This is a genomic window from Streptomyces albospinus (assembly GCF_014648695.1).
GTDB lineage: Bacteria > Actinomycetota > Actinomycetes > Streptomycetales > Streptomycetaceae > Streptomyces > Streptomyces albospinus.
Genome location: NZ_BMRP01000030.1, coordinates 22,448 through 34,563 on the forward strand (window position 1 = coordinate 22,448; position 12,116 = coordinate 34,563).

The following is a 12,116-nucleotide window of genomic DNA, read 5'->3' on the forward strand; positions in this document are numbered from 1 at the left end:
TCCATGGTTCCCAGGCTGCATTTAACGGTGTTAAGTTGTCAACGTGGTTTCGCGAATCGACCGGAAGCAAGTGGCCGGGACGGCCCTGCGGCTGCTGAACGAGGTCGGCCTCGACGGGCTGACGCTGCGCCGCATCGCCAAGGAGCTGAACGTCCAGGCCCCCGCGCTCTACTGGCACTTCAGGAACAAGCAGGAGCTGCTGGACGAGATGGCCACCGAGATGTTCCGCCGGATGACCGGGCCCCTGGTGGCGGAGCACCGGTCCGGCGGCGGCCAGGTCTGGGAGACCTGGCAGGAGATGGTGGTCGCCACCTGCTCCACTCTGCGCGAAGCCCTGCTCGGCTACCGCGACGGCGCCAAGATGATCAGCGGTACGCGGATGACCGACGACAGCTTCGCCGCGCCGCTCGAACTCTTCATGAGCCACTTCACCGCGGCCGGCTTCGCACTGCCCGAGGCGGCGCGCGCCTGGTGGACCGCGTACAACTTCACCATCGGACTCGTGATCGAGGAGCAGTCGGTCCACCCCGACCCCGCGGCGCCGCAGGTGCGGGACCCCGCGTACGACGTCACCGACCGCGAGCGGCGGCTGGCCGCGGACTATCCGCTCGCCGCGACGGCCGGGCGGCAGATGTTCGGCGACTTCGAGGAGGGGTTCCGCACCGGGCTGCGGATCATCATCGCGGGCATCGAGGCCAACCACGGGCCGGGGGACGGGAGTTGAGGGTGAGCCGGCGGATCCGGCCGGGCGGATCCGCCGGCGCTACCGGCGGGGGTCGATCGCGCGTCGCAGCCGGGGCGTCAGCGGCCGTTCCACCCAGCGGTGCATCATCCACGCCAGTGTCAGCATCAGGCCGACGGTCAGCAGCAGCGTGGCGTACGAGGGCAGCCCGGCGCCGTGGTGCAGGGCGTGGATCACGACCCAGCCCAGATGCTCGTGGACGAGGTAGAAGGGGTAGGTCAGCGCCCCGGCGACGGTCAGCCAGCGCCAGTTCGCCCGGTGCAGCTTGCCCAGCGCGACGGCCGCGACCAGCGCGAAGCCCGCGGTGACGACGGCGACGATGCCGGCCGCCGAGCGGTAGGAGAAGGCGTGCACGGAGGCCGGGTGCCAGAGCCCGGCGACCGCGTAGTGCTGCCCGATCAGCCAGCTGACCAGCACGATCGTCCAGGCGACCGGGTCCCGCGGGCCGAAGCGGTGCAGCAGGTAGAGGCCGACCCCGCCGATGAAGAACGGGGCGTACTGCGGCATCAGCACGACGTTGAGGAACGGCTCGTGGGCCGACTGCGCCAGCGCCGCGGCCAGCGTCCAGCCCGCGCAGAAGAGGACCACCCGGCCGCGGGTGGCGCCCGGCAGGACCACGCACAGCGCGAAGAGCGCGTAGAACCGCATCTCGGCCCAGAGCGTCCAGCACACACCGAGGACGCGGTGCACGCCCAGCGGGTACTGGAGCATGGTCAGATTCGTCAGCACCTCGCTGGGCGAGAGCGCCTTGTAGGCCACCCACGGAAGCGTGAAGACCGCGGTGACCAGAAGGATCGCGACCCAGTACGCCGGGTAGAGGCGGGATATCCGGGAGGCGACGAAGGAGCGCAGGGTCCGCCCCCAGCCGCTCAGGCAGATCACGAAGCCGCTGATCACGAAGAAGATCTGCACACCCAGGCAGCCGTAGGCGAACAGCCCCGAGACGTACGGGAATTGGTGGGCCGGCGAGCCGCCCCAGGCGCGGGAGATGTCGCCGCTGCGGCCCCCGTAGTGGTACCCGGCGACCATCAGGGCGGCGATCAGCCGCAGCCCGTCCAGCGCGCGCAGCCGGGCGGCGCCGCCCTCCTTGCCGCGGCCCCGGGGTGCGGCGCTCGGCTCGGTGGCGGTGGCGGTGGCGGTGCGGTCCGGCGCCGCGGGGCGGATGCCGTTCGCCGGTGTGGTGGTGGTCATCCGAAAGCGGCCCGCTTCTTCAGTCGGCGCTGTACGGCCCGTGCCCGGCGCGCGACCCGGCGGACGGTGGCGTTGCGCGGGATGAACGACAGCTGGGAGGGGATCGCGCCGGGCAGCGCCAGCGCGGTGAGCCGGCGGCGCTTGAAGTAGCGCCGGGTGTACGGGTCGAGGTGGGCCGCGAGATAGCGCTCGGCGGCCGGGCGCAGCTGCGGGTAGATCTGGTGCTGCATCGCGTAGCCGACGGCGGTGACCAGGCCGTTGATGTTCTCCGCGGCGGTGGCGGCGCGCGGCTGCGGGCTCTGGTCGTCGAGGTCGGGCACCAGCGCGTCCACGATCGTCACCGGCACCCGGTTGCTGTTCTGGTACGGCGTCAGTCGTTCCAGCAGCAGCCCGGTACCGGTCCGCGCGACCGGCAGGCCGTAGAACGCGGAGGCGGTCAGCAGCGCGGTGGAGAAGCAGCCGACGACCAGCGCGGGCCGCATCCGCTGGTAGAGCACCTCGGCCAGGACCGGGCGGTCCAGCACCGTCAGGGAGATCTCCAGCTTCTCCGCCTCCCGCTCCAGCAGCTGCGACCAGCGGGCCGGCGCGGACGGATGCGGTTTGAAGACGATCTCGCGGTGGCCGCGCTCGACGGCACCGCGCACCATCCGCACATGCAGCTCCTCCTCCTCTTCGGGAGTGAGGATGGACAGCGCCGAGAGGTACTGGCCCAGGAGCAGCGCGGCGCCCTCCGGTACGCCGTCCAGGTCCGTCGACTCGTCCGCATCCTCGGCGAGTTCGGCGAGCACCTTGGTGAAGACCGCGGTCGGTACGGTCTCCGGCTCGACGTCGAACTCGGTGAGCAGCAGCGGCTTCAGCCCCGGGACGAGGTCCAGGTGGAGCAGCCGGTTGATGCGGGTGCCGACGAGCGGGTCGAGCTTGTTGCGGGTGGGGCCGTAGCTCATCAGCCCGTCCGCGTAGACGTCGACCGGCGCCTCCGGGAAGAGCTGGGCCAGCGCGAGGGCCGGGCTGACCTGGATGGACTCCACGACCAGCTCGACGCGGTCGTCGCCCAGGTCCCACAGCATCCTCAAGTACCGCTCCCACAGCGGGACATCGTCCGCGCGCGGCGACCAGCCGCCGGGGTGGAACGGGCGGATCGTCTCGTTCCAGGACAGCACCCGGTCGAACCGGCCGCGCAGCCGCGCGAAGCCCGGCATGGTGTCCAGCGAGGCGGTGGTCTCCGGGGTCGTGGCGTTGTTGCTGAGCAGCAGCAGCCGGCGGTCGGCCGCGGGGAAGCAGTCCGCGTCCAGCGCGGCGGCCAGCGTCGCCGCGCCGTAGAGCGTCGACGCCAGGAAGATCTGGGTAGTGGGCCGGTTCGGCATCAGGCGGCGACCTCCGCCGGGACAGGGCGGCGGCGCAGCCGCCGCAGCCGGGACGCGCGCTGCACATCCATCGAATCCAGGGCGTCCTTCAGTACGTCCTGCGGCATGCGTTTCATGGCCGCCGCGCTCATCGCGCGCAATTTACGGGCCACCGGCGGCTCGAATCGTTCGATCGAACCGAGGTGGTGGGAAATGATCGCGCAATAGGTGCGCACCGCTTTGGGCAGCAGCAGATGCGCATCGCGATCCTGTGCGGTTTCCTCGATCACCTGATCGAAAGCGCGGATGAAGTCCAATTGCCGTACGTCTCCGATCTGGGTCAGCGACGACGCCACTCCGCGCCGGTAGAAAACCCCGAGCAGGCCGGTCACCGCCATGGATTCCGCCTCGCGGTGCAGCCGCCAGATCCACGGGCGGTCCTCCGCGGTGCGCAGTCCGTCCCGGAAATGCAGCACTCCGGCGTCCAGCAGCCGGCGGTGGTAGATGCCGGCCCAGGCGTAGGCGTAGTCGACCGAGGTGGAGCGGTCCGTGGGCAGGATCGCCGCCCGGGGGTCCATCACCACTCCGCGCCGGCCGTGCGGGACCCGGTGCACGGTGCGCGCCTTGGCGGTGCACTGGACATGGTCCGTGCGGACGAAGTCGCACCCCAACTCCTCGATCACGCCGAGGAGTTCGGGGAGGTATCCGGGCTCCAGCCAGTCGTCGCCGTCGAGGAAGGTGACGTACTCGCCGCGGGCCGCGTCCAGTCCGGTGTTGCGGGCGGTGGCCAGGCCGCCGTTCTTCTCGTGCCGCAGTACCCGGGCGCCCGGCAGCTCGCGCCCGGCGCGCGCGAGGATCTGCGGGGTCTCGTCGCGTGAACAATCGTCGACGAGCAGGAATTCGAAGTCCTCGCGAGAGTTTGCCGCCAGGCTTTTCAGGGTGTCGGGCGCGTATGTCTGCACGTTGTAGAACGGCACGATGACGGAGAGCTTAACCACCCGCGTGACGTTAGGTCCGGCGCCCGGCATTCGTCTTGACGCGGTGCGTACTTCGCGGTGAACGAAGAATGGCGGGATGGTTAACCGGCTCGATAATCGGTCGGGTTCGGTATCCGTCGGCGCGCTGTTAACCCTTTGTTGCTTCCCAGTTGGCCCGCCGACCCACGGGCCTTCCTAGCGTCTTCGACGTGCCATCACGTACCGAATCCTCGCTGCGGGTCGCGGTGCTCGCCGACTCGGACACCCGGTGGAAATGGGGCGCTTTGACAGCGTACCGCCTCCAACCGGGCAGCCGGCTCGACGGCTATCTGCTCCGCGGTCGTGCCACCCCCACGGTCCGCCAGCTCGACGAGGTCGGCGCCCGTGCGGACGCGCTGCGGGAAATCAGGGGAGTCGACTTCCTGGACGTGATGGAGCGCGCCGCGCGCGGCGCCGGCCCGGACCGCTGCGACGTCGTGGTGCTGGCCTGCGTGGGCGGCGCGGTGCAGGCGATGCTGCACGGCCTCGCCCACGCCTGGCGGGGTGCACGGCGCCGCCCCGTCGTCGTCACCGGTTACGTCGGTGTGGTCTACGAGAAGCTCGCCGACGGGCTGCTGCTGCGGCACGGCGCGGATGTGGTGCTCGCCAACTCCCGCCATGACGCGGACCGGTTCCGCGCGGTCTACCACGGAGTGGGAGCCGCCACCGGCAGCGTCGTGGAGTGCGCGCTGCCGTTCCTCGGCGGCACGCCCTACGCCGGCGAACACCACCCGTACACCGTGGTGTTCGCCGCCCAGCCGTCCGTCCCGGACAACCGTGCCGACCGAACATACCTGCTGCGCCGAGCAGTTGAGCACGCCCGCCGGCACCCCGACCGCGAGGTGCTGATCAAGCTCCGCAGCAGGCCCGGCGAGCACACCACGCACATCGAGGAACTGCCGTACCAGAAGCTCGCCGCGAAGATCCCCGGCGGCCTGCCCGCCAACTGCCGCCTGGTGTACGGGAACATGGGCGAGGTCCTGGATCGCACCGACCTGATGGTCACGGTCAGCTCCACCGCCGCCCTGGAGTCGCTGCACCGCGGCATCCCCACCGCGGTCCTCACCGACCTCGGCATCCGCGAGGCGCTCGGCAACCACCACTTCCTCGGCTCCGGCTGCCTCGTCTCCTGGGACGCACTCGACGCCGGCCGCCGCCCGGTGCCGGCCCCGACGTGGCTGGCCCGCCAGGGAGTCGCCGCGTCCGGCACCCCCGGCACCACCCCGCACGACGCGTACGAGCACGCCTTCGATGTCGCCCGCGACCGGGTCGACGAGCTGCGCACCGCCGACCGGCTGCCGCCGATCACCCCGTACTACACACCCCGCACCGCCCCCGGCTACCTCCCCGGCATCCTGGCCCGCTACGGCCTCGACCCGCAGGGCGCGCCGCTCACCGGGCACACCGAGGAGCCCGCGGAGGCCGGCGGGCTGCGCCGGATCGCCCGCGACACGGTCCGCGAGGCCGCCCGCGGCGCCTACCGGCACGGGGTCCAGCGCGTCGCGCCCGCCATCCGCCGCTGGGGGCAGCTGTGACCGTCCCCCGCTCCCGCCCGACGAAGGAGTTCGCAATGCACCCCACCGTGGTGGCCGTCATCCCCGCCCGCGGCGGCTCCAAGGGCGTACCGGCCAAGAACCTCGCCGCCGTCGGGGGAGTGCCCCTGGTGGCCCGCGCGGTCCGCGAGTGCCGGGCCGCCCGGCTGGTCACCGACGTGGTCGTCTCCACCGACGACGCCGGGATCGCGGCAGCCGCGCGTGGCGCCGGCGCCATCGTCATACGCCGCCCCGGCGAGATCGCCGGTGACACCGCCACCAGCGAGGCCGCGGTACGGCACGCCATGGACGCCTACGAGCAGGAGCAGGGCCGGCCGGTCGACGCGGTGCTGCTGGTCCAGTGCACCAGCCCGTTCCTGGTCCGCGAGGACATCGACGCGGTGGCCGCCGCGGTGGTCGAGGGCGGCGCGGACAGCGCGCTGACCGTGGCCCCCTTCCACGGCTTCGTCTGGCGGGACGCCGAGCCCGATGACCCCGCCGACCCCGAGGCCCCGGAGGCCACCGGCGGCTTCGGCGTCAACCACGACAAGTCCTTCCGGCCGCGCCGCCAGGACCGCCCGCAGGACCTGCTGGAGACCGGCGCCGCCTACGCCATGGACGCGGCCGGCTTCCGCATCAGCGGCCACCGCTTCTTCGGCCGTACGGAACTGGTCCGCACCGACCCCGCCCGGGTGCTGGAGATCGACGATCCGCACGACCTGGCCCGCGCCCGCGCGCTCGCCCCGCTGCTGGACGCCTCTCCCCCAAGCACTCCGTGCAGGGGGTACCCCCAGGCTTCGAGGGCGCTTCCGACGAGGGACGACATCGACGCCGTCGTCCTCGACTTCGACGGCACCCAGACCGACGACCGGGTGCTGATCGACGCCGACGGACGGGAGACCGTGGCCGTGCACCGCGGGGACGGCCTCGGGATCGCCGCGCTGCGCAAGGCGGAACTGCACCTGCTGATCCTCTCCACCGAGCAGAACCCGGTGGTGGCCGCCCGCGCCCGCAAGCTCAAGGTGCCGGTGCTGCACGGCATCGACCGCAAGGACCTCGCCCTCAAGCAGTGGTGCGAGGAGGCCGGTGTGCAGCCCGAGCGGGTGCTCTACGTCGGCAACGACGTCAATGACCTGCCGTGCTTCGACCTCGTCGGCTGGCCGGTCGCGGTCGCCTCGGCGCACGACGCGGTGCGCGGCGCGGCCCGCGCGGTCACCGCGACGCCCGGCGGCAGCGGCGCCATCCGCGAGATCGCCGGCTGGCTTCTCGGCCCCTCCCTGTGACGCCGTTACAGCGCCCGCCCGCCACGACCGCCACCCCGTTGCCCACTCCCGTGACCCACCCCTATACCGCCCCCGTACCAGAGCAGAGGAACCTCCCATGAGCAGCAACTCCCGTCTCCGCGCCCTCGGTGACCGCCTCGCCGGCCCCGGCCGCCCCGTCTACGTCACCGGCGAGATCGGCATCAACCACAACGGCGACCTGGAGAACGCGTTCGCGCTGATCGACGCCGCCGCCGACGCCGGCTGCGACGCGGTCAAGTTCCAGAAGCGGACCCCGGAGATCTGCACCCCGCGCGACCAGTGGGACATCGAGCGCGACACCCCCTGGGGCCGGATGACCTACATCGACTACCGCCACCGCGTGGAGTTCGACGAGGACGGCTACCGCGCCATCGACGAGTACTGCAACAAGCGCGGCATCGCCTGGTTCGCCTCCCCCTGGGACGTCGAGTCCGTCGCCTTCCTGGAGAAGTTCGACGTCCCCTGCTACAAGGTCGCCTCCGCCTCGCTCACCGACGACGAGCTGCTGCGCGCCATGCGCGCCACCGGCCGCACCGTCATCCTGTCGACCGGCATGTCGACCCCCCGGCAGATCCGGCACGCCGTCGAGGTCCTGGGCAGCGACAACATCCTGCTCTGCCACGCCACCAGCACCTACCCGGCCAAGGCCGAAGAGCTCAACCTCCGCATGATCCACACCCTCCAGGCCGAGTACCCCAACGTCCCGATCGGCTACAGCGGCCACGAGACCGGCCTCCAGACCACCCTCGCCGCGGTCGCCCTCGGCGCCACCTTCATCGAGCGGCACATCACCCTCGACCGCGCCATGTGGGGCTCCGACCAGGCCGCGTCCGTCGAGCCGCAGGGTCTGACCCGCCTGGTCCGCGACATCCGCACCATCGAGGAGTCCCTCGGCGACGGCGTCAAGAAGGTCTACGAGAGCGAGCTGGGCCCGATGAAGAAGCTGCGCCGGGTCGCCGGCGTGGTCGCCGAGGCGGAGGCCACCGAGGCCGCCGAGGCCGCCGACCGTGCACCGGCGACCGTCTGACGGACTGACAGGAGTTCCGGACGTGAGCTCACCCGAAGGGACCCGCGCCGAGCCGCCCGCAGCCGGCGCGCCGGTCCCGCCCCAGGAGACGGCGGGGACTCCCGCCCGCCGTCTCCTCGGGGTCCCCCGCCAGCGAAAGAGATCAGTGCCCTCGGGAGACGCGCCCCCCATGCCCGCTTCGGACACCGCCGGCGACACCGCCACCCTCGCCTTCGTCGAGAGCCCGGTGCAGCTGCTGAACGTCCTCGAATGGGCCCACGCCGACCGGGCCGGCGCGCTCACCGTCGTCGTGCTCGCCCCGCACGACCCGATGACCCGCGGCCAGCTGCGCCGGATGGCCGAACTCGCCCGCGACGAAGGCCATACCGTCCGCTGGGAAGAGGCCCGCGGCGGTGCGACCGCGCCGCTGCGCACCGTCGGCGGACTGACCGGGCACCTGCGCCGCGCCCACCGCATCGTCATCGGCGACCCGTTCTCCCGCTACGTCCAGCTCCTCCTCGGCCTCGTCCGGGCCCGCGACATCGTGGTGGTCGACGACGGCACCGCCACCATGGAGTTCATCTCCCAACTCGCCCGCGGCGAACGGCTGGTGCGCTGGCACCGGCACGGCAGCGGACGCCGCCCGCGCGATCTGCTGTTCGCCCCGTTCGCCGCCACCGCCCGCCGCCGGCTCACCCCGGGGCCCGAGGACGCCCGGCGCCGCCGCACCGTCGCCCTCTTCAGCTCGATGCCGGTCGAGGCGCCAACGGGCATACAGATCCAGGCCAACGAGTTCGCCTGGATGCGCGGGCGCTTCGGCCCGCCCCGCCCCACCCGCACCGCCGACATCGTGGGCACCTCGCTGGTGGAGACCGGAGTCGTTGACGCCGACCGCTACCTGGAGGCGGTCGCCGCCCTGGCCCGGACGCACGGCGCCACCCGCTACTTCGCCCACCGCCGCGAACGCCCCGGCAAACTCCGCCGCCTGGCCACCGAGACCGGCCTGGAGGTGGTGCGCCCCGACCTGCCCCTGGAACTCATCGCCCGCCGCGGGCCCATCGGCCGGTTGATCCTCAGCTTCCCGTCCACCGTCGTCCACACCCTGCCGCTGGCCCTCCAGGGCACCGGCGTCGAGGTCGCCGTCTGCGACATCGACCCCGCCTGGCTCACCGCCAACGCCTCGCCGCGCGCCCAGGGTTTCCTCGACGACGTCACCGGCACCGCCCGCGACGTGCGGCGACTGCCGCCCGCCGAAAGCGACGCGGCGCCGTAAGCGGTACTTCATACCCGTCCCATAAACCGTCCATGCACCGAGCGGCCTAAATTTTCTTCCCCTAACGGGCTGAACTTTTGTTGATCGAGGGACAGTTGCCCAGTTCGGCCCCGTACCCTTCAACGGGTGAACCAACTGATGTCCCGCGATGCCGACCACCCTCATGCCCCCGACCTCGCCGGCACCCTCCCCGAGGAACTGGTCCCCGAACTCACCGCGTTCCGCCGCGACTTGCACCGGCACCCGGAGCTCGGCAACCAGGAGTTCCGGACCACCGCGGCGATCAAGGACCGCCTGGAGCGGGCCGGGCTGCACCCCCGGATCCTCGCCACCGGCACCGGCCTCATCTGTGACATCGGTACGGACACCGGCGCCGGCGACCTGCTCGCCCTGCGCGCGGACATCGACGCCCTCCCCATCCCCGACACCAAGACCGTCGGCTACGCCTCCACGATCCCCGGCCGGGCGCACGCCTGCGGACACGACGTGCACACCACCGTCGTCCTCGGCGCGGGCCTGGTCCTCGCCGACCTGGCCCGGTCCGGCCGGCTGCCGCGCCCCGTGCGCCTGATCTTCCAGCCCGCCGAGGAAGTCCTCCCCGGCGGCGCCGCCGACGCCATCGAGTCCGACGTCCTGGAAGGCGTCGGCCGGATCCTCGCCGTCCACTGCGACCCGCGCGTCGACGCCGGCCGGATCGGGCTCCGTACGGGAGCGATCACCTCCGCCTGCGACCGCCTGGAGGTCGAACTCGACGGCCCCGGCGGCCACACCGCCCGCCCGCACCTGACGACGGACATGGTCACCGCGGCGTCGCGGGTGGCCCTCGACGTGCCGGCCCTCATCGGCCGCCGGGTCGACGCGCGGTCCGGTCTCTCCGTCACCTGGGGCCGCCTGGAGTCCGGCCACGCCTGCAACGTCATCCCGCAGCGCGCCGAACTCTCCGGCACCGTCCGCTGCCTGGACCTGGACACCTGGCGCCGGGCCCCCGACCTCGTGCACGCCGCGATCGACGAGGTCGCGACGCTGCACGGCGCCAAGTCCCAGATCAACTACGTCCGCGGCGTCCCCCCGGTCGTCAACGAGCCCGCCAGCACCCAGCTCCTCCACGACGCCATGGCCGCCCGCCGCGGCAGCGCCGCCGTCGAGGACACCGAACAGTCCCTCGGTGGCGAGGACTTCTCCTGGTACCTCGAACACGTCCCGGGCGCCATGGCCCGCCTCGGCGTCCGCCCGCCCGGCGAGCTGAGCCGCCTCGACCTCCACCGCGGCGACTTCGACGTCGACGAACGCGCGATCGCCGTCGGCGTGGAGCTGTTCACCGCCGCGGCCCTTCTGGACGGGGACCGCCCGGCCTGATCACCGCCTGTCCGCGCCCCGTTGCCCTGCGCCATGTCACCGAGGGTGGATGGCGTGTGACGTTCCGCGGTCGCGGGTGGCTGACACTTGTCAGCCGCCCGCTCTTGTTTCCGTTCCGCGTCCTGGGAGACGAAGTGATAACGGCCACGCATTGGAGGGTTTTGCGCCGGGTCTACGCGCGTTAATCTCCCGGCAGTCAGCGTCGAAGGAGGCGCTACGAGTCGAAGGGGCCCTCGTGCACCGGGTATCCAAGATCGTTGCCGCGGGCATTGCCACCGCGGCCCTCACCGCCTCGCTCAGCGCCTGCGGCGCGTCGTCCACCGAGTCCGGCAGCAAGGACAAGGGCGTCGGGCTCGCCTTCGACGTCGGCGGCCGGGACGACCACTCGTTCAACGAGGCGGCGTCTCGCGGCGTGGACAAGGCCCAGAAGGACTTCGGCGAGAAGTCCAAGCTGATGACCGCCAAGAACGGCGAGACCGAGGCGGACCGCGAGCAGCGGCTGTCCTCGCTGGCCGAGGCGGGCTACAACCCCGTCATCGGGGTCGGCTTCAACTACGGCAACTCCGTCAACAAGGTCGCCAAGCAGTACCCGAACACCACCTTCGGCGTCGTCGACTCCCCCTCCCAGGCCAAGAACGTCTACGGCATGGTCTTCGCCGAGCAGGAGGGCTCCTACCTCGCCGGTGTCGCCGCCGCGCTCAAGAGCAAGACCCACCAGGTCGGCTTCATCGGCGGTGTGAACAACGCGCTGATCCAGAAGTTCCAGGCCGGCTTCGAGCAGGGCGTCCGGGACACCGACCCCAAGGCGAAGGTCACCTCCGAGTACCTCTACGCCAACGACGACAAGGGCTTCAACGACCCGGCCGCCGCGAAGGGCAAGGCCAAGGGCATGCTCGACGCCGGTATCGACGTCATCTACACCGCGGCCGGCCAGTCCGGCAACGGCTCGATCGAGACGGTCGCCGGCAAGAAGGGCACCTGGGCGATCGGCGTCGACTCCGACCAGTACCTCCAGCCGGGCCTGGCCCAGTACAAGAGCTCGATCCTCACCTCGGTGATGAAGAACGTCGACGTGGCGGTGTACGACCTGATCAAGAGCGTGCACGACAAGAAGCCGCTGACCGGGAACAAGAGCTACACGCTCAAGGACGACGGCGTGCGCCTGTCCACCTCGGGCGGCTTCATCGACGACATCCAGGCCAAGATCGACGAGGCGAAGAAGAAGATCGCTTCGGGTCAGGTGAAGGTCAGCGAAACCCCCGCCAAGCAGTAAGGTCTCTCCAGCCCGGCGCGGCGGCCATCAGGCCGTCGCGCCGGGCTGGCGGCCGGAGCAACCCGGCAGCTCATTCGGCT

The 12,116-nt window shown here is 71.7% G+C and carries 10 protein-coding genes; 7 read left to right on the forward strand and 3 right to left on the reverse strand.

Going from position 1 to position 12,116, the window contains the following annotated elements; genetic code table 11:
• The first annotated feature begins 43 nt into the window (after positions 1-43).
• Entirely contained in the window at positions 44-724 is a 681-nt protein-coding gene (locus IEZ17_RS30090; protein ID WP_189305634.1) for a TetR/AcrR family transcriptional regulator C-terminal domain-containing protein, read from the forward strand.
• A gap of 39 nt (positions 725-763) precedes the next feature.
• Here the strand turns inward: IEZ17_RS30090 and IEZ17_RS30095 are convergent, their stop codons facing one another.
• The 3 genes from IEZ17_RS30095 to IEZ17_RS30105 are packed head-to-tail and all read right to left on the reverse strand — an operon-like array spanning position 764 to position 4,274.
• A complete protein-coding gene (locus tag IEZ17_RS30095; RefSeq protein WP_189305636.1) occupies positions 764-1,933 on the reverse strand; it encodes an acyltransferase family protein in 1,170 nt (389 codons plus the stop codon).
• Positions 1,930-3,297 carry an alpha-2,8-polysialyltransferase family protein gene (locus tag IEZ17_RS30100; protein ID WP_189305638.1) on the reverse strand — a complete coding sequence of 456 codons (1,368 nt, stop codon included), beginning with the start codon at positions 3,295-3,297 and terminating at the stop codon, positions 1,930-1,932. The genes IEZ17_RS30095 and IEZ17_RS30100 overlap by 4 nt, the downstream gene beginning before the upstream one ends.
• Complete coding sequence (locus IEZ17_RS30105; protein ID WP_189305640.1) at positions 3,297-4,274, reverse strand: glycosyltransferase family 2 protein; 978 nt, start codon at positions 4,272-4,274, stop codon at positions 3,297-3,299. The genes IEZ17_RS30100 and IEZ17_RS30105 overlap by 1 nt, the downstream gene beginning before the upstream one ends.
• 188 nt (positions 4,275-4,462) lie before the next feature.
• On the opposite strand from IEZ17_RS30105, the gene IEZ17_RS30110 reads away from it, so the two are divergent.
• The 6 genes from IEZ17_RS30110 (at position 4,463) to IEZ17_RS30135 (ending at position 12,036) form a co-directional block, all read left to right on the forward strand.
• Entirely contained in the window at positions 4,463-5,827 is a 1,365-nt protein-coding gene (locus IEZ17_RS30110; RefSeq protein WP_229852798.1) for a DUF6716 putative glycosyltransferase, read from the forward strand.
• A 35-nt stretch (positions 5,828-5,862) separates the two neighbouring features.
• Positions 5,863-7,107 (forward strand): acylneuraminate cytidylyltransferase, encoded by a 1,245-nt coding sequence (locus IEZ17_RS30115; protein WP_189305642.1) that lies wholly within the window; start codon positions 5,863-5,865, stop codon positions 7,105-7,107.
• A gap of 97 nt (positions 7,108-7,204) precedes the next feature.
• A complete protein-coding gene (locus tag IEZ17_RS30120) occupies positions 7,205-8,155 on the forward strand; it encodes an N-acetylneuraminate synthase family protein (protein WP_189305644.1) in 951 nt (316 codons plus the stop codon).
• 169 nt (positions 8,156-8,324) lie between these two features.
• Entirely contained in the window at positions 8,325-9,407 is a 1,083-nt protein-coding gene (locus IEZ17_RS30125) for a hypothetical protein (RefSeq protein WP_189305646.1), read from the forward strand.
• 138 nt (positions 9,408-9,545) lie between these two features.
• The gene (locus IEZ17_RS30130; RefSeq protein ID WP_189305721.1) at positions 9,546-10,763 is read left to right on the forward strand and encodes an amidohydrolase; all 1,218 of its coding nucleotides are present in this window, start codon (positions 9,546-9,548) and stop codon (positions 10,761-10,763) included.
• A gap of 235 nt (positions 10,764-10,998) precedes the next feature.
• Entirely contained in the window at positions 10,999-12,036 is a 1,038-nt protein-coding gene (locus IEZ17_RS30135; protein WP_189305648.1) for a BMP family lipoprotein, read from the forward strand.
• The last annotated feature ends 80 nt before the right edge of the window (positions 12,037-12,116 follow it).